The sequence below is a fragment of the Streptomyces sp. NPDC006197 genome, from assembly GCF_040613865.1.
Classification (GTDB): domain Bacteria; phylum Actinomycetota; class Actinomycetes; order Streptomycetales; family Streptomycetaceae; genus Streptomyces.
Window position 1 is genome coordinate 1 of record NZ_JBEXSZ010000168.1, and the last position, 17004, is coordinate 17004.

Consider the following 17004-nt stretch of genomic DNA (forward strand, 5'->3'; position numbering starts at 1 on the left):
GTGCGGGCGTGCTCGCGGCCGCACCGACGGCCACGGCCGCGACGACGAGCACGCCCACGGCGCGGGCGCGCCCTCCCCGGTGAACGGCAAGGGCGTCCCCACCCCCAAGGACCTCGCGGGACTGCGCGGCCCCGGCACCCCGGTCCCGCAGGGCGCGAGCGCGCTCCGCTGGTCCTCCGACCGGGGCTGGATCGAGCGCCCCGCCCCCTCCTTCGGCGAGCCGGCCGAGACCGCCACCCTGCCCACCCTCGCCACGCTCACCAGCGCCGAGCAGCGCTGGGCCGACCGCGAGGAGGACATCACCACCGTCGGCGGCGACCCGTTCGAGGTCGGACAGGTGTTCGCCCGCCGGTGGATGGAGCGGCTCCCCGAGCAGAGCCACGTCCAGAAGCTCTCCACCCTCTACCCCCGCATCCCGCACCGCATCGACGGCGAACTCCTCCGCTACGCCGCCCGGTTCGGGCTTCTTGCCCACAAGGACGACCAGATCGACGAGCACGACCGCTACGCCATCCGAGCCGGATTCTGGCGCGAGATCGACGTCCGGGCCGCCGCCGAACCCGCCCCCGCGCCCGGAGCGGGCCCGGCGACCCCGTAGGCTCTTCCCCCGTGAGTACGGTGTGCGCGGTGCGGGATCTGGTCAAGACGTACCCCGCCACGCGCGGCAGGCGCGGCGCGCCCGCGACCCCCGAGGTGCGCGCCACCGACGGGATCAGCCTCGACGTGCGCGGTGGCGAGATCTTCGGCCTGCTCGGCCCCAACGGAGCCGGCAAGTCCACCCTCGTCCGCCAGCTCACCGGGCTCATGCGCCCCGACTCCGGCACCGTCGAACTCCTCGGCCACGACCTCGTCCGCCACCCCGAGCGGGCGGCCCGGCTCCTCGCCTACCTCGGCCAGGAGTCCACCGCCCTCGACGAGCTGACCATCTCCCTCGCCGCCGAGACCACCGGACGCCTGCGCGGCCTCACCGCCCACGACGCCCGCGCCGAGCGCGACGCCGTCCTGGACGAGCTCGGGCTCGGCGAGATCGCCGGCCGCGCCCTCAAGAAGCTCTCCGGCGGACAGCGGCGGCTCGCCTGCTTCGCCGCCGCGCTCGTCGGCCACCGCCCCGTGCTCGTCCTCGACGAACCCACCACCGGCATGGACCCCGTCGCCCGGCGCGCCGTCTGGGCCGCCGTCGACCGGCGCCGCACCGAGCACGGCACCACCGTGCTGCTCGTCACCCACAACGTCATCGAGGCCGAGACCGTCCTCGACCGGGTCGCCGTCATCGACCGCGGCCGGGTCATCGCCTGCGACACCCCCGCCGGCCTCAAGGAACGCGTCGCCGACGAGGTCCGTGTCGAACTGGTGTGGCGCGACACGCCGCCGCTCCACCTGCCCGAGGTCGCCGCCCTGCGCGGACGCGCCCAGGAGACCGGACGCCGCTGGCACCTCCGGCTCGCCCCCGACGCCGCCCGCGCGGCCGTCGCCACCGTCACCGGCGGGGCCGCGTTCGCCGCGCTCGACGACTTCACCCTGGCCACGCCCAGCCTGGAGGACGTGTACCTCGCGCTGGGCGGCGCGACCGAAGGACTGGTGAAGGCGTGACCCGCCACGAACCGCCCGTGACCGTCAGGAGCTGTACGCAGTGAGCACCGTGCCCGCCGAGGTCCTGCCGACCAGCGCGCTCCCCGCCACGGACCGGGACGCGCAGGACGCCGCCGCGCCCCTCGCCCCGCGCGCCCGGCTCCTTCCGGCCCTGGCCGCCGTCTACCGGGCGCAGCTCTCACGCGCCCGCGTCGCCCGCATCCCGCTGCTCTTCGTCGCCACCTTCCAGTCGATCGGGATCATGGTCCTGATGCGCGGGGTCGTCGACGGCGGCTCCGAGGCGCGCGCCGTCGTGGCCGGCTCCACCGTCCTCGTCGTCGCCTTCGTCGCGCTCAACCTGCTCGCCCAGTACTTCGGGCAGCTGCGGGCCGGCGGCGGCCTCGACCACTACGCCACCCTGCCCGTGCCGCCCGCCGCCGTCGTGCTCGGCGCGGCCGGGGCGTACGCCTCCTTCACCGTGCCCGGGACGGTGGTCACCGCCGTCGCCGGCTCCGTCCTCTTCGGGCTGCCCCTCGGCCACCTGTGGATCCTCGGCGCCGTCGTCCCGCTCGCCGGCGCGGCGCTCGCCGGGCTCGGCGCGGCCCTCGGACTCCTCGCCCCCCGGCAGGAGCTGGCCACCCTCCTCGGCCAGCTCGGCATGTCGGCGGCCCTGCTCCTCGGGGTCCTCCCGGCCGAGCGACTGCCCGGACCGATCGGCTGGGCGCGGGACCTGCTGCCGTCGACGTACGGCGTGGAAGCCCTCGCCCGCACCTTCGGCCCGCACCCCGACTGGGCGGCCGTCGCCGCCGACCTCGCCGTCTGCGCGGCGGTCGGACTCGGCTCGCTCGCCGTCGCCACCTGGGCCTACCGGCGGGCCGCCGTCCGCTGAGGCGGGCGTGCGCCTGGGGCCGCCGTCCGTGGAGACGGGCGTGCTCGCGGGCCGCCGTCCGCTGAGGCGGGCCACAGGGACACCTGGCACGATGGCGGGGTGACCGCACCTCTGACTCCGCCTCACCAGCCGCCGAACGACCCCGACCAGCCCCCGCCGCCTCCGCCGCCGCTCGGCCCGGCCGGAGACCCGATCACGGCGGCCGAGGTCGTGCAGGGCGTGGTGGTGACCCTCCTCTCCGCGGTCGCGGGGGCGCTGCTCGGGGTGCTGTGGCTGAACCTGGCCCCGCGCGTCCTGCTCATCTCGGACGGCAAGGGCGTCTACCTCCGGAACTCCGAGGGGGAGCAGGCGATCGGCGCCGACGGGACGTTCGTGCTCCTCGCGCTGGCCTTCGGCGTGGTCGCCGCGCTCGTCGTCTTCCTGCTGCGCCGCAGGGGCGGGGTCCCGCTCGTCCTCGGCCTGGCGCTCGGCGGCGGCCTGGGCTCGCTGATCGCGTGGGGGATCGGAACGCACTTCGGGCCCACCGACGACGTAGTCGCCCACGCGAAGGCGGTCGGCCCGAACGTCACCTTCGAGGCGCCGCTCGAACTGAACCTGGGGGCCGCCGCGATGCTGGCCTGGCCGCTCGCCGCGATGATCGTCCACCTGGCCCTGACGGCCGCCTTCGGCCCCCGCGACCCGGAACCGGAACCCTGGGACCAGCCGAAGGCGTACACCCAGGGTCCCGGCTCGCACTGACGGTGCGGCCGGGGCGCGGGCCCGGCTCTTGCCGGCGGTGCGGCCGGGGCACGGGCCCGGCTCTTGCCGGCGGTGCGGCCGGGGCACGGGCCCGGTTCTTGCTGACGGTGTGGCCCGGGCGCGGGCCCCGGCTCTTGCCGGCGGTGCGGCCCGGGCGCGGGGCCCGGCTCGTGCCGGAGCCCGGGCCCTCACGGGGGCCGCGCCCGCCCGGCCGTCAGGCGCGGCCGATCGGGGCCAGCACCGCCGAGGTGAGGGCGGCCAGGTCCGTGGGGGAGAGCTCCACCTCCAGGCCGCGGCGGCCCGCCGAGACGCAGACGGTCGTGTGCTCCGAGGCCGAGGCGTCGAGGACGGTACGGAGCCGCTTGCGCTGGCCCAGCGGCGAGATGCCGCCCCGGACGTATCCCGTGGTGCGCTCCGCCGCCGCCGGGTCGGCCATCACGGCCCGCTTCCCGCCGACCGCCGACGCCAGCGCCTTCAGGTCCAGCTGACCCGCCACCGGGACCACCGCGACCATCAGCTCGCCGTCGACGTCCGCGACCAGCGTCTTGAAGACCCGGTCGGGGGAGACGCCGAGGGCCTCCGCGGCCTCCTCGCCGTACGAGGGGGAGGCCGGGTCGTGCTCGTACGCGTGCAGCGTGAACGGCGTGCCGGCCGCCGTCAGGGCCACCGTCGCCGGAGTGCCTCCGCCGTTCTTCTTCTGCTTCTTCGCCACGCGCTCTTCCTCGGCTCGGTCCGTCCGGTGGGGCCGGCTCAGTTCGGGTACGTCGGGGTCTGCGTCAGGTCCACCACCGGCAGCGACGGCAGGTGCCGCAGCACCGCGGTCTCCGCCCGCAGCAGTGTCAGCTCCTCGCGCAGCCGGGTCGCCGTGTCCGGAGCCTGGAGCAACCGCTGCTTCGACGGGGTGTCGAGCACCGCCGCCGCCGCGACCAGGTACGACACCACGGAGGGCTCGTCCGGCAGCTCGCTCGTCGTCAGCGAGCGCTCCCGCGCGCCCGCGAGGCGCTTCTGGTAGTTCCGGAAGGCCCGCAGCACCCCCTCGGCGAGCGTGCCCGCCTCCTCGCCCTGCTCCTCGGGGATCTCCTCGACCTCGGCCGTCAGGAACGGCCCGCTCGCGTCGACCGACAGCAGCTTCACCCGGGTCGTACCGGTGGCCATCACCTCGAAGCTGCCGTCGGCGCGCTCCCGGATCGACGCCGCGTCGGCGACGCAGCCGACCCGGTGGAAGGCCTGGACGGGATCGGAGCCGAAGCCCGCCGCCGGGCCCTTCTCCGGCAGCGCCGTCTGGTCCGGCATGCCGGGGGCCGTGGGCGCGACCTCGCGGCCGTCGCGGATGGCGACGACGGCGAAGCGACGGGGCTGGGCGTCGTCGATCGTGAGCAGCTCGCGCATCATGGCGCGATAACGCTCCTCGAAGACGTTCAGGGGCAGTACGAGGCCCGGGAACAGCACCGTGTTGAGGGGGAAGAGAGGCAGACGGGCGGTGGTCACAGCGGCCTAGCCTAATGGCCGCCGGGCCCGCCCCGTCCGGACCGTCCACGACCGGTGCCCCCGGGGCCCGTCCGGCGGGCCAGCTCGCCCCGCGCCCGGTCCCGCGCGGCCAGGAAGCGGAGGAGGGGGTCCTGCGGTGCGGCATCCCGCGCGGCACCCCAGGGGAACGAGGTCGCGTACGGGCCGATCCGCCCGAACTCCTCCCACGCCTCCGTCCAGCGCGCCCGCTCGACCAGCACGTACGCCAGCAGGTTGCGGACCTCGGCCGGCCACGGGTCGCCCGCCGGGAACGCCGCCGACAGGGCCAGGGCGCGGACCACCGCCCGGTCGATCCGGTCGGCGGGCACGGACCCGTCAGGACCCGGCGGCACCCGGAGGCCGTCGTAGGCCGCGCGGACCGGCAGCGCCCCGACGAGCGAGTCCGGCGCTGCGTCGTCGGCGGCCTGTTCGGCGAAGTCGAAGGCGGCGCGGTGCGAGCCGTACCACTGCGCGGAGAGGTACTTCAGCGCGGCGACGTGGCAGCCGTAGTGGTGCGGGGAGCGGCGCACGGCCTGCTCCCACAGCGACTCGAAGGCCGCGTGCCCGGCGTGCGCCCCGCGCGCGTGGTCCAGGGCCAGCCGCCACGGCACCGGGTCGTGCGGAGCCTCCCCGGCGATCTCCCGCACCAGCGGGGCGAGCTCGCGCAGCCGCTCGGCCCGCGCCGGGGACTCCCAGGCCCTGCGGACGGCCAGCTGCGCCGTGACGAGGAGGGCGTCGGGATCGCCGGGCGCGGCGGTGAGCCACCCGGTGAGCCAGTCGCCCCTGCTGTACGCGAAGGTGGCGAGCCGGGTGACGTACCGGTCGCGGTCCTCCCACTCGCCGGCGTCCCGGGTGGTGGCGAGCAGCTTCGCCGCGGGCTCCGGATCGCCGAGGGCGGCGGCGACCAGGGCGGGGGCGAGCCGCTCGTCCGGGGCGTCGAGCAGCACGTCGGCGTCCGGCACGAGCGCGGCGGCGAGCCGCGGTGCGTGCCGGGCCGGGCGGACGGTGCCGAGCAGGGCGCGGAGCAAGGACATGGTGCTGTGTATTGTCCCCCGCCCCCGCCCCTCGCGGCAGCTGCGTCACGGGGTCGCGACAGCACCCTCACCTGGCGGTGACACCACCCCCTCACCCCCTTCGCAGCAGCCGGGTCGCGCCCGCCGCCACCGTCGTCGCGAGGATCCAGCCGAGGAGGATCAGGGCCGCCGCCGCCCACTGCCAGAGGCCCTCGAGCCGCCAGTAGCCGTCCTGGCCGAGGTTGATCACGGGCAGCAGCAGGTCGAGCGCGTACAGCGTGGCGTTCCACTCGGGCGCCTCGTCCGCCTTCAGCGGTATCGGGCGGTAGTGGGAGAAGGCCACCGTGCCCGCCGCCCACAGCACGGCCATCCACAGCGCGGCCCGGCCCGGCCGGTAGCCGTACGCCACGGTCCAGTCCTGGAGGTAGCCCCACAGCTTCCCCGCGACCGGCAGGGTCTCCCGCCGGCGCCGCTGCTTGGCGAGCAGCACCTCGCGGGCGTCCGCGTCCTCGCCGCTGTTCCGCAGGACCGTCGCGAGCCGCTCGTACGGCTCGGGGGCGTACTCCGGGGTCGCCGCCGCCACCCACTCCAGGCGCCGGGCCAGCGGGAAGTGCCCGTACGGCACCAGGTTCTCGTAGGCGAAGCCGCCCATCGCGAGCCCGCCGGGCCCCGGCCAGCTGGTCGACAGGTCGATCAGGGTGACGACCTTGGCGCCGTTGAGCACCACGCGCCCCTCCTCCGGGCGCTCGCCGTTGAACCGCAGCTCCGGGGTCACGATCCGGCGCAGCGACACCTCGTCCCGCCGGGAGCCGTCCAGCAGGAAGCGGGCGCTGTGCAGGTCCACCGCGTCACCGAACCGGCCGTCGTCGAGCCGCACCCCGCCGTGGCACTCCACCGGCTTGCGCCGGGTGCCCTGGGCGGGCGTCACCCCGTACGGCGGGGTGGCCGTGGTGGTCCCCGTCCGGCCCGCGCCCCCCGTCTCCTCGTACACCCAGGCGGCGTTCAGATAGAGCGAGCGCTCCACCGTCAGCTGCGGAGCGTTCAGCGCGCGGCGGCCCTGCGCCCCGCGCAGCACGCTGCCCCGCAGGCTGAGCGAGACCCCGACCTTCGCCCCGCGCAGGCTCAGCTCCCCGTAGGCCTCGATCAGCTCGGCCTGGAGGTCCTGGGCGACCACCATCCCGTCCGCCGTGATCGCCCGCCCCCGCCGGTCCGGCCACACCTGGATCTGGTTGATCAGCAGGTCCGTGCCGATCTGCGCGTCCGTCAGCCGGATGCCGCGCCGCACCCGGCAGCGCGGCAGATGCAGGTCCCCCTCCGTGTGCAGCCGGGCCGCCTCCAGGCGCGGCAGCGCGCACTCGACCATCCGCAGGGTGCCGAACCGGGCCTCGGGCAGCACCACCTCGTCGTCGAACCGGCAGCCGTGCAGCTCCACGTACGGCCCTATCGTCCCGCCCGCCAGGTTCAGCACGCCGGTGATCCTGACCCCGCGCAGCTTCAGCGCGGCCACCCGCCCGGACCGGGCCTGCGGCCCGTCGAGCAGCAGCAGCGCCACCACGTCGGCGCGGACGCTCCGCTCCTCCCCCCACTCCCATCCCCCGAAAGGGTCGTCCCGCTCCGCGACCCCCTCCGTCAGATCGCAGGTCCTACCGATCCGGAACGCCCGCCACATGGCCCGCTCCGGGCCCGTGAGACCGTCCGGCATTCCGTCCTCGTGCGGCTCGGTCACTGCCGCCCCCTCGCTTTCCACGATCCGCTCCCACGATTCCGCTCACCGGGATTCGTGGATTCGTACAGCCGTTCTTCCCGCTGGGTGACGGGCTGAACGCTAACGGTCAGCTGTGGCGACAAGACGCCAGTGGGACGCGTATCGGTCACTGATTGGCATGTATCAGCTGTTGATACGGACGACCGGCGTTCTAGGCCGTCTGCGAGAATTGACCCGTGATCTCTCGAATCGATCTGCGCGGTGAGACCCTCCCCGAGGGTTCCGCCCTGCGCGACCTGCTGCCCCGTGCCGAGTTCGACGTGGAAGCCGCCCTGGAGAAGGTGCGGCCGATCTGCGAGGACGTCCGGCATCATGGCGCGGCCGCGGTGATCGACTACGGGGAGAAATTCGACGGCGTCCGCGTCCCGGGCCTTCGCGTCCCCGCCGAGGCGATCGCCCGCGCCCTCGACGAGCTCGACCCGGCCGTCCGCGCCGCCCTGGAGGAGTCCATCCGGCGCGCCCGGCTCGTCCACCGCGAGCAGCGCCGCACCACCCACACCACCCAGGTCGTCCCCGGCGGCACGGTCACCGAGAAGTGGATCCCGGTCGAGCGCGTCGGCCTGTACGTGCCGGGCGGCCGTTCCGTCTACCCGTCCTCCGTCGTGATGAACGTCGTCCCGGCCCAGGAGGCCGGCGTCGAGGGCGTGGCCATCGCCTCGCCCCCGCAGAAGGAGTTCGGCGGCCTGCCGCACCCGACGATCCTCGCCGCCTGCGCCCTGCTCGGCGTCGACGAGGTCTACGCCGCCGGCGGCGCCCAGGCCATCGCCATGTTCGCGTACGGCACCGAGGGGACCGCCGACGAGCCCGGCTGCGCCCCCGTCAACCTGGTCACCGGCCCCGGCAACATCTACGTGGCCGCCGCCAAGCGCCTGCTCAAGGGCCGCATCGGCATCGACGCCGAGGCCGGCCCGACGGAGATCGCGATCCTCGCGGACTCCACCGCCGACCCGGTGCACGTCGCCGCCGACCTCATCAGCCAGGCCGAGCACGACCCGATGGCCGCCTCCGTCCTCGTCACCGACTCGGACGAGCTGGCCGCCGCCACCGAGGCCGAGCTGAAGACCCAGGTCGCCGCCTCCAAGCACGTCGACGACCGGATCGTCCCGGCCCTGGCCGGCCGCCAGTCCGCGATCGTCCTCGTCCGCGACCTCGCCGACGGCCTCAAGGTCGTCGACGCGTACGGCGCCGAGCACCTGGAGATCCAGACCGCCGACGCCGCCGCCGTCGCCGACCGGGTCCGCAACGCGGGCGCGATCTTCGTCGGCCCCTGGGCCCCGGTCTCGCTCGGCGACTACTGCGCCGGCTCCAACCACGTCCTGCCCACCGGCGGCTGCGCCTGCCACTCCTCGGGCCTCTCCGTGCAGTCCTTCCTGCGCGGCGTGCACATCGTGGACTACACGCGCGACGCCCTCGCCGACGTCGCCCACCACGTCGTCACCCTCGCCGAGGCCGAGGACCTGCCCGCCCACGGCGCGGCGATCAAGGCCCGGTTCGGATGGAAGGTGCCGTAGAGCAAGTGAGCAACATCAGGATCGACGACCTGCCCGTCCGGGACGAGCTGCGCGGCAAGTCCCCCTACGGCGCGCCCCAGCTCGACGTCCCCGTCCAGCTGAACACCAACGAGAACCCCTACCCGCTGCCCGAGCCCCTGGTGGCCCGGATCGCGGAGCGGGTCGCCGAGGCCGCCCGCGGCCTCAACCGCTACCCCGACCGGGACGCGATCGAGCTCCGCACCGAGCTCGCCGCCTACCTCACCCGGACCGGCGGCCACCGCGTCGGCGTCGAGAACGTGTGGGCGGCCAACGGCTCCAACGAGGTCCTCCAGCAGCTGCTGCAGACCTTCGGCGGACCCGGCCGCACCGCGATCGGCTTCGAGCCCTCGTACTCGATGCACGCCCTGATCGCCCGCGGCACCGGCACCGGCTGGATCTCCGGCCCGCGGAACGAGGACTTCACCATCGACGTCGAGGCGGCCGTCCAGGCCATCGCCGAGAGCGCGCCGGACGTCGTCTTCGTCACCTCGCCCAACAACCCCACCGGCACCGCGGTCGAGGCCGACACGGTCCTCGCCCTGTACGAGGCGGCGCAGGCGGCCAAGCCCTCGATGGTGGTCGTGGACGAGGCGTACGTGGAGTTCAGCCACCGCGACTCGCTGCTGCCGCTCCTGGAGGGCCGCCCGCACCTGGTGGTCTCCCGGACCATGTCCAAGGCCTTCGGCGCCGCCGGGCTCCGCCTCGGCTACCTCGCCGCCGACCCGGCCGTGGTCGACGCCGTGCAGCTGGTCCGCCTGCCGTACCACCTCTCGGCCGTCACCCAGGCCACCGCGCTCGCCGCCCTGGAGCACACCGACACCCTCCTCGGGTACGTCGAGCAGCTCAAGGCCGAGCGCGACCGGCTCGTCGCCGAACTGCGGGCGATCGGCTACGAGGTCACCCCCTCCGACGCCAACTTCGTGCAGTTCGGGAAGTTCCCCGACACGCACGCGGCCTGGCAGAAGATCCTCGACCGGGGCGTCCTGGTCCGGGACAACGGCGTACCGGGCTGGCTGCGGGTCACCGCCGGCACCCCCGAAGAGAACGACGCGTTCCTCGACGCGGTCCGTGAATTGATGAAGGAGCAGGAACGATGAGCCGCGTAGGCCGCGTTGAGCGCACCACCAAGGAGACCTCCGTCGTCGTCGAGATCGACCTCGACGGCACCGGAAAGGTCGACGTGTCGACCGGGGTCGGCTTCTACGACCACATGCTCGACCAGCTCGGCCGGCACGGCCTCTTCGACCTGACGGTCAAGACCGACGGCGACCTGCACATCGACTCGCACCACACCATCGAGGACACCGCCCTCGCCCTCGGCGCCGCCTTCAAGCAGGCCCTCGGCGACAAGGTCGGCATCTACCGCTTCGGCAACTGCACCGTCCCGCTGGACGAGTCGCTCGCCCAGGTCACCGTCGACCTCTCCGGCCGCCCGTACCTCGTGCACACCGAGCCCGAGAACATGGCGCCGATGATCGGCTCGTACGACACGACGATGACCCGGCACATCCTGGAGTCCTTCGTCGCCCAGGCCCAGATCGCGCTGCACGTCCACGTGCCGTACGGCCGCAACGCCCACCACATCGTGGAGTGCCAGTTCAAGGCCCTGGCCCGCGCGCTGCGCTACGCCTCCGAGCGCGACCCGCGCGCCGCCGGCATCCTCCCCTCCACGAAGGGCGCGCTCTAGTCGTGAACGGCCTCTCCAGCATCCTCATCCTCGTCGGGCTCTTCCTGCTCGGCGGCATCTACTCCTTCGTCAAACAGCAGATGCCCAAGAGCCTGATCGTGCTCCTCTCCATCGGTGCCGCGATGTGCCTCTCCGCCGGCGTGCTGCGTCTGGAGGTGTGGGCATGAGCACGGCCTCCCCGAAGAAGGTCGTCGTCTTCGACTACGGCTTCGGGAACGTGCGCTCCGCCGAGCGCGCGCTCGCCCGGGTCGGCGCCGACGTCGAGATCACCCGCGACTACGACAGGGCGATGAACGCCGACGGACTCCTCGTCCCCGGCGTCGGCGCCTTCTCCGCCTGCATGCAGGGCCTCAGGGAGGCCCGCGGCGACTGGATCATCGGCCGCCGGCTCTCCGGCGGCCGCCCGGTCATGGGCATCTGCGTCGGCATGCAGATCCTCTTCGCCCAGGGCATCGAGCACGGCGTGGAGACCGAGGGCCTCGACGAGTGGCCCGGCACGGTCGAGCCGCTGAACGCCCCCGTCGTCCCCCACATGGGCTGGAACACGGTCGACGCGCCCGCCGGCACGCAGCTGTTCGCGGGGCTCGACGCCGACGCCCGGTACTACTTCGTGCACTCCTACGCGGTGCGCGAGTGGACCCTGGAGGTCGGCAACCCCAACATCCGCGCGCCCAAGGTCACCTGGGCCACCCACGGCGAGCCCTTCGTCGCGGCCGTGGAGAACGGCGCCCTGTGGGCGACCCAGTTCCACCCCGAGAAGTCCGGCGACGCCGGAGCCCAGCTCCTCACCAACTGGATCGGAACCCTGTGAGCACTCTCGAACTCCTCCCCGCCGTCGACGTCCGCGACGGCCAGGCCGTCCGGCTCGTCCACGGCGAGTCCGGCAGCGAGACCTCCTACGGCTCTCCGCTGGAGGCCGCCCTGGCCTGGCAGCGCGCGGGCGCCGAGTGGCTCCACCTGGTCGACCTGGACGCCGCCTTCGGCACCGGCGACAACCGCGACCTGGTCCGCCAGGTCACCGAGGCCATGGACATCAAGGTCGAGCTCTCCGGCGGCATCCGCGACGACGCCACGCTCGCCGCCGCCCTCGCCACCGGCTGCACCCGCGTCAACCTCGGCACCGCCGCCCTGGAGACCCCCGAGTGGGTCGCCAAGGTCATCGCCGAGTTCGGCGACAGGATCGCCGTCGGCCTCGACGTGCGCGGCACGACCCTGCGCGGTCGCGGCTGGACCCGCGACGGCGGCGACCTGTACGAGACGCTGGCCCGCCTCGACTCCGAGGGCTGCTCCCGGTACGTCGTCACCGACATCGCCAAGGACGGCACCCTCCAGGGTCCCAACCTGGAGCTCCTGAAGAACGTCTGCGCGGCCACCGACAAGCCCGTCGTCGCCTCCGGCGGCGTGTCCTCCCTGGACGACCTGCGGGCCCTGTCCGGCCTCGTCCCGCTGGGCGTCGAGGGCGCGATCGTCGGCAAGGCGCTGTACGCCAAGGCCTTCACCCTGGAAGAGGCGCTCGCGGCGGTGGCGTCGTGAGCTCCGAGGTCCGCAAGGTCGTCACCGGCGCTCCCTGGGAGGAGCAGTTCGGCTACTCCCGCGCCGTCGAGCTGCCGAACGGCACGGTCCTGGTCTCCGGCTGCACGTCGGTGGTCGGCGGCCAGATCGCCGGCGGCGGCCCGTACGAGCAGGCCATCAACTCCTTCAACGTGGCCTTCGACGCGCTGAAGCAGCTGGGCCTGGGCGCCGAGCACGTCGTCCGCACCCGGATGTACATCACGCACGCCCGGGACGTGGACGAGGTCGGCCGCGCCCACAAGGAGCTGTTCGACGGGGTCCGCCCGGCCGCGTCGATGATCATCGTCTCCGGCTTCGTCGACCCGAGCCTGGTCGTCGAGGTCGAGGTCGAGGCCTTCCGGGGTGATGTCGCATGAGTCTCGCCGTACGCGTGATCCCCTGCCTGGACGTGGACAACGGCCGGGTCGTCAAGGGCGTCAACTTCCAGAACCTGCGGGACGCGGGCGACCCCGTCGAGATGGCCAAGCTGTACGACGCCGAGGGCGCCGACGAGCTGACCTTCCTCGACATCACCGCCTCCTCCGGCAACCGGGAGACCACCTACGACGTGGTGCGCCGCACCGCCGAGCAGGTCTTCATCCCGCTCACGGTCGGCGGCGGCGTCCGCTCGGCCGAGGACGTCGACAAGCTGCTGCGGGCCGGCGCCGACAAGGTGGGCGTCAACACCGCCGCCATCGAGCGCCCCGAGCTGATCCAGGAGATCGCGGAGCGCTTCGGCCGGCAGGTGCTCGTCCTGTCCGTGGACGCGCGCCGCACCGCCTCGGGCTCCTTCGAGGTGACGACGCACGGCGGCCGCAAGGGCACCGGCATCGACGCCGTCGAGTGGGCGCACCGGGCCGCCGAGCTGGGCGCGGGCGAGATCCTGCTCAACTCGATGGACGCCGACGGCACGAAGGACGGCTACGACACCGAGATGATCGCGGCCGTGCGCAAGCACGTGACGGTGCCGGTGATCGCTTCCGGCGGCGCCGGCAAGCTGGCCGACTTCCCGCCGGCCGTGGCGGCGGGCGCGGACGCGGTGCTCGCGGCCTCCGTCTTCCACTTCGGCGACCTGCGGATCTCGCAGGTCAAGGACACGCTCCGGGAGGCGGGCCACCCGGTCCGCTGAACGAGGCCGTGAGAGGGGCCCCTTCGGGGGTCCTTCTTCTTGCCGAGATGTGCAGTATTACTTCCGCAATTTTTGTTGCGCAAGTTTTCTTTCCTATCTATGGTCGTGAACATGACCTCGTCGGAGAACCGCCGGATCACCGATCTCGGCACCCTCAAAGCCATCTCGCACCCCCTGCGGATGCGCCTCTACCGCGCCCTCTTCGTGGCCCGCGCCGCCACCGCCTCCCAGCTCGCCGAGCAGGTCGACGAGGCCGTCTCCCTCGTCAGCTACCACCTGCGCAAGCTCGCCGAGCACGGCCTCGTCGAGGAGGCCGAGGCCCGGTCGACGGACGGCCGCGAGCGCTGGTGGCAGCCCGCCTCGTACGGCTTCAGCATCCACGAGGAGGACCTCCGCGACGCCCCCGAACTCGCCGCCGCGAGCGCCGCCTTCGGTCGTACGGTCAACCAGCAGCGCACCGAGATGCACAGCCGCTTCCTCGACGAGCAACACACCTGGCCCGAGGCCTGGCGCAGCGCCTCGATGAGCTCGGAGTGGCTGCCCCGGCTCACCGCGGCCGAACTCGCCTCGCTCGGGAAGGAACTCGACGCGCTCGTCCGGACGTACGACGAGCGGGCCCGCGCCGCCGAGGCCGCCGGCGACACCGAGGGCCGCGAGAACGTCGCCGTCCACCTCTTCGGCTTCCCGTACCGGGGCTGACCGCGTGACCGCGACCGCGGAGGCCCCCGCGCGCCCCGCCCACCGCAGCCCCCAGGTCCTGCGCTGGCTCGGCGCCTATACCGCCTCCACCCTCGGCGACAGCGTCTACTACCTGGCCCTCTCCTGGTCCGCCGTCAGCAGCGGCACCCCCGCCCAGGCCGGACTCGTCATGGCCGTCTCCGCCGTGCCCCGCGCGCTGCTCATGCTCGGCGGGGGAGTCGTCGCGGACCGCCTCGGCCCGCGCCGGGTGGTCATCGCCTCCGACACCGTCCGCGCCCTGGTCGTCCTCGGCCTCGCCGCGACCCTCTTCCTCGCCTCGCCCGGCCTGTGGGCGCTCGCCGCCGTCGCCCTCGTCTTCGGCGTCGTCGACGCCCTCTTCCTGCCGGCCGTCGGCGCCCTCCCGCCCCGCATCGCCGCACGCGACCAGCTCACCCGCGTCCAGGGCCTGCGCGGCCTCGCGCACCGCACCGGCGCCGTCCTCGGCGCCCCGCTCGGCGGCCTCGCGGTCGCCGTCGGCGGTCCCGCCACCGCCTTCGGCCTCGCCGGAGCGCTCTTCGTGCTCTCGCTGCCCCTGCTGAGCGCGCTCCGGCTCCGCCCCCTCCCCGCCACCGACGAGGCCCGCGACGGCACCGCCCTGCGCGACCTCGCCGACGGACTGCGCTACCTGCGCGGACACCGCGTCCTCGGCCCGCTGATGATCGTCGTGCTCCTCAGCGACCTCGGCTTCGTCGGCCCCCTCAACCTCGGCCTCACCGTCCTCTCCGAGCAGCGCGGCTGGGGCGCCTCCGGCATCGGCTGGATCCTCGCCGGCTTCGGTACGGGCGCGGGCGCCGCCTCCCTGCTCCTGGCCGTACGAGGACGCGTCCCGCGCGCCGGGGCCGTCAGCGGCTGGACCATGGCGGTCGGCGCCGTCTCCATCGGCGCCCTCGCCGCCACGCCGTACCTGCCCGTCGCCGCCGCCCTCGCCCTCTCCGTCGGCCTGCTCGCCGGACTCTCCGGGGCGCTGTGCAACACCCTCGTCCAGACCGAGTGCGAGCCCGCCTACCTCGGCCGGGTCACCGCCGTCTCCAGCCTCGCCAGCCTGGGCGCGGCCCCGCTGACCTTCCCCGTCACCGGCGCGGCGATCGACCTGTGGGGCACCGGCCCGGTCTTCGCCGTGAGCGCCTCGCTCTGCGCCCTCGCCGGCGTGTACACCCTCGCGGTCCCGGCCCTCCGCCGCGCCGAACTGCCGAAGTAGCCCCGCTCAGATCCCCAGCTGCTTCGTCTCCCGCAGCCGCTCGATCGCCTCCGGCTCACCCTCCAGCGCCACCTTCGCCGCGTCCTGGCGGCCGTACAGGTACATCACCAGCTCGCCCGGCTCCCCGGAGGCCGTCACCACCGGGGTGCCGCGGTGGGCCACCGCCGTCTGCCCGTTCGGACGGCGCAGCACCAGGCCCACCGGGGCCTTGCGGCCGAGGATCCGGGCCATCCGCTCCAGACGGGACCAGAGGGCGTCCGCGAAGACCGGGTCCAGCTCGCGGGCCGACCAGTCGGGCTGGGCACGGCGCACGTCCTCCGCGTGCACGTAGAACTCGACGACGTTCGCCCCCTCGTCCACCTGCTTGATGGTGAACGGCGAGAACCGCGGCGGGCCCGTGCGGACGAGCTGGATCAGCTCCTCGTACGGCTTGTCGGCGAACTCCGCCTGCACCCGGTCGAGCCGCTCCTTCAGCACCGGTACGAGCGTCCCCGCCGCCGCGTCCGGACGCCGCTCCCGCACCACCACATGGGCCGCGAGGTCCCGGGTCCGCCATCCCTCGCAGAGCGTGGGCGCGTCCGGGCCCGCCGCCTCCAACAGATCGGCGAGCAGAAGCCGTTCACGTTTCGCATGGGTCGACATGCTCGCCAGAGTACGACCGGCGCGCGCGGTCCGCCCAGTGGACGCCCCACCGGACACCGCCCCGAAGCGCGGCACAATGGCCCCATGAGCAGCACGCCCCGGACCCCCAGCGACCTCGACCCGGCCATCGCCGCCCGCCTCAAGCGCAGCCCCGACGGCCTGGTCCCCGCCATCGCCCAGCAGTACGACACGGGCGAGGTGCTGATGCTGGGCTGGATGGACGACGAGGCCCTCCACCGCACCCTCACCACCGGCCGCTGCACCTACTGGTCCCGCAGCCGGGGCGAGTACTGGGTCAAGGGCGACACCTCCGGGCACGTCCAGCACGTCAGGTCCGTCGCCCTCGACTGCGACGCCGACACCCTCCTCGTCAAGGTCGACCAGGTCGGTGCCGCCTGCCACACCGGCGCCCGCACCTGCTTCGACGCCGACGTGCTCCCCGTATCCCAGTAAGGTCCGGTGCCATGGATCTCGAGACCTTCCGCAAGCTGGCGGCCGATCGCCGCGTCATCCCCGTCAGCCGCAGGCTCCTCGCGGACGGCGACACCCCGGTCGGGCTCTACCGCAAGCTCGCCGCCGAACGCCCCGGCACCTTCCTCCTCGAATCCGCGGAGAACGGCCGCAGCTGGTCCCGCTACTCCTTCATCGGAGTCCGCAGCGACGCGACCCTGACGGTCCAGGACGGGCAGGCCCACTGGCTGGGCACCCCGCCCGTCGGCGTCCCCACCGACGGCGACCCGCTCGCCGCCCTGCGCGCCACCGTGGAGACCCTCCACACCCCGCGCGACCTCGCGAGCGGCATGCCGCCCTTCACCGGCGGCATGGTCGGCTACCTCGGCTACGACATCGTCCGCCGCCTGGAGAAGATCGGCGAGCACGGCCGCGACGACCTGGAGCTCCCCGAGCTGACCATGCTCCTCACCAGCGACCTCGCGGTCCTCGACCACTGGGACGGCTCGGTCCTGCTGATCGCCAACGCGATCAACCACAACGACCTGGAGACCGGCGTCGACGAGGCGTACGCGCACGCCGTCGCCCGCCTCGACG

The 17004-nt window shown here is 74.1% G+C and carries 19 protein-coding genes and 2 pseudogenes; 16 read left to right on the forward strand and 5 right to left on the reverse strand.

Features of this window, described 5'->3' with window-relative positions:
* The 4 genes and pseudogenes from ABZ318_RS34175 to ABZ318_RS34190 all read left to right on the forward strand — a co-directional run.
* Positions 1 to 598: pseudogene (locus tag ABZ318_RS34175) on the forward strand (NYN domain-containing protein); the annotation flags it as partial.
* Positions 599 to 609: 11 nt separating this feature from the next.
* On the forward strand, positions 610 to 1590 hold the full coding sequence (locus ABZ318_RS34180) for an ABC transporter ATP-binding protein (protein ID WP_356906331.1): 981 nt from the start codon (positions 610 to 612) through the stop codon (positions 1588 to 1590).
* A 64-nt stretch (positions 1591 to 1654) separates the two neighbouring features.
* The gene (locus tag ABZ318_RS34185) at positions 1655 to 2458 is read left to right on the forward strand and encodes an ABC transporter permease (protein WP_356906347.1); all 804 of its coding nucleotides are present in this window, start codon (positions 1655 to 1657) and stop codon (positions 2456 to 2458) included.
* 99 nt (positions 2459 to 2557) lie between these two features.
* Complete coding sequence (locus tag ABZ318_RS34190; RefSeq protein ID WP_356906332.1) at positions 2558 to 3196, forward strand: DUF2567 domain-containing protein; 639 nt, start codon at positions 2558 to 2560, stop codon at positions 3194 to 3196.
* Between the two features lie 214 nt (positions 3197 to 3410).
* Here ABZ318_RS34190 and ybaK read toward each other — a convergent pair whose 3' ends face one another.
* From ybaK to ABZ318_RS34210, 4 genes are all read right to left on the reverse strand, one after another.
* Positions 3411 to 3908: a Cys-tRNA(Pro) deacylase gene (gene ybaK, locus ABZ318_RS34195; protein WP_356906333.1), complete on the reverse strand. Its 498-nt coding sequence runs from the start codon at positions 3906 to 3908 to the stop codon at positions 3411 to 3413.
* A gap of 38 nt (positions 3909 to 3946) precedes the next feature.
* Entirely contained in the window at positions 3947 to 4684 is a 738-nt protein-coding gene (locus ABZ318_RS34200; protein WP_356906334.1) for an LON peptidase substrate-binding domain-containing protein, read from the reverse strand.
* Positions 4685 to 4695: 11 nt separating this feature from the next.
* Positions 4696 to 5736 carry a hypothetical protein gene (locus ABZ318_RS34205; protein WP_356906335.1) on the reverse strand — a complete coding sequence of 347 codons (1041 nt, stop codon included), beginning with the start codon at positions 5734 to 5736 and terminating at the stop codon, positions 4696 to 4698.
* 91 nt (positions 5737 to 5827) lie between these two features.
* Positions 5828 to 7441, reverse strand: a complete 1614-nt coding sequence (locus ABZ318_RS34210) for an oxidoreductase (RefSeq protein ID WP_356906336.1) — start codon at positions 7439 to 7441, stop codon at positions 5828 to 5830.
* A gap of 215 nt (positions 7442 to 7656) precedes the next feature.
* Between ABZ318_RS34210 and hisD the strand changes: the two genes are divergently transcribed.
* The 10 genes from hisD (at position 7657) to ABZ318_RS34260 (ending at position 15315) form a co-directional block, all read left to right on the forward strand.
* Positions 7657 to 8991 carry a histidinol dehydrogenase gene (gene hisD / locus ABZ318_RS34215; protein WP_356906337.1) on the forward strand — a complete coding sequence of 445 codons (1335 nt, stop codon included), beginning with the start codon at positions 7657 to 7659 and terminating at the stop codon, positions 8989 to 8991.
* A gap of 5 nt (positions 8992 to 8996) precedes the next feature.
* On the forward strand, positions 8997 to 10109 hold the full coding sequence (locus ABZ318_RS34220; RefSeq protein ID WP_356906338.1) for a histidinol-phosphate transaminase: 1113 nt from the start codon (positions 8997 to 8999) through the stop codon (positions 10107 to 10109).
* Positions 10106 to 10699: an imidazoleglycerol-phosphate dehydratase HisB gene (gene hisB, locus ABZ318_RS34225; RefSeq protein ID WP_030492957.1), complete on the forward strand. Its 594-nt coding sequence runs from the start codon at positions 10106 to 10108 to the stop codon at positions 10697 to 10699. The genes ABZ318_RS34220 and hisB overlap by 4 nt, the downstream gene beginning before the upstream one ends.
* A 2-nt stretch (positions 10700 to 10701) precedes the next feature.
* Positions 10702 to 10866 carry a hypothetical protein gene (locus ABZ318_RS34230; protein WP_356906339.1) on the forward strand — a complete coding sequence of 55 codons (165 nt, stop codon included), beginning with the start codon at positions 10702 to 10704 and terminating at the stop codon, positions 10864 to 10866.
* The gene (hisH, locus tag ABZ318_RS34235) at positions 10863 to 11510 is read left to right on the forward strand and encodes an imidazole glycerol phosphate synthase subunit HisH (protein WP_356906341.1); all 648 of its coding nucleotides are present in this window, start codon (positions 10863 to 10865) and stop codon (positions 11508 to 11510) included. The genes ABZ318_RS34230 and hisH overlap by 4 nt, the downstream gene beginning before the upstream one ends.
* Positions 11507 to 12232, forward strand: a complete 726-nt coding sequence (gene priA, locus ABZ318_RS34240) for a bifunctional 1-(5-phosphoribosyl)-5-((5-phosphoribosylamino)methylideneamino)imidazole-4-carboxamide isomerase/phosphoribosylanthranilate isomerase PriA (protein ID WP_356906342.1) — start codon at positions 11507 to 11509, stop codon at positions 12230 to 12232. The genes hisH and priA overlap by 4 nt, the downstream gene beginning before the upstream one ends.
* Positions 12229 to 12627, forward strand: coding sequence for a RidA family protein (locus ABZ318_RS34245; protein WP_356906343.1), 399 nt, complete (start codon positions 12229 to 12231; stop codon positions 12625 to 12627). Before priA ends, ABZ318_RS34245 begins: the two co-directional genes overlap by 4 nt.
* Positions 12624 to 13379 carry an imidazole glycerol phosphate synthase subunit HisF gene (gene hisF, locus ABZ318_RS34250; RefSeq protein WP_225798657.1) on the forward strand — a complete coding sequence of 252 codons (756 nt, stop codon included), beginning with the start codon at positions 12624 to 12626 and terminating at the stop codon, positions 13377 to 13379. Before ABZ318_RS34245 ends, hisF begins: the two co-directional genes overlap by 4 nt.
* Before the next feature lie 111 nt (positions 13380 to 13490).
* On the forward strand, positions 13491 to 14078 hold the full coding sequence (locus tag ABZ318_RS34255) for a helix-turn-helix domain-containing protein (protein ID WP_356906344.1): 588 nt from the start codon (positions 13491 to 13493) through the stop codon (positions 14076 to 14078).
* A gap of 4 nt (positions 14079 to 14082) precedes the next feature.
* On the forward strand, positions 14083 to 15315 hold the full coding sequence (locus ABZ318_RS34260; protein WP_356906345.1) for an MFS transporter: 1233 nt from the start codon (positions 14083 to 14085) through the stop codon (positions 15313 to 15315).
* Positions 15316 to 15321: 6 nt separating this feature from the next.
* Here ABZ318_RS34260 and ABZ318_RS34265 read toward each other — a convergent pair whose 3' ends face one another.
* A complete protein-coding gene (locus ABZ318_RS34265) occupies positions 15322 to 15957 on the reverse strand; it encodes a TIGR03085 family metal-binding protein (protein ID WP_356906346.1) in 636 nt (211 codons plus the stop codon).
* An 84-nt stretch (positions 15958 to 16041) separates the two neighbouring features.
* On the opposite strand from ABZ318_RS34265, the gene hisI reads away from it, so the two are divergent.
* Both hisI and ABZ318_RS34275 read left to right on the forward strand, forming a co-directional pair.
* Complete coding sequence (hisI, locus tag ABZ318_RS34270; protein ID WP_190157095.1) at positions 16042 to 16410, forward strand: phosphoribosyl-AMP cyclohydrolase; 369 nt, start codon at positions 16042 to 16044, stop codon at positions 16408 to 16410.
* Positions 16411 to 16421: 11 nt separating this feature from the next.
* Positions 16422 to 17004: pseudogene (locus ABZ318_RS34275) on the forward strand (anthranilate synthase component I); the annotation flags it as partial.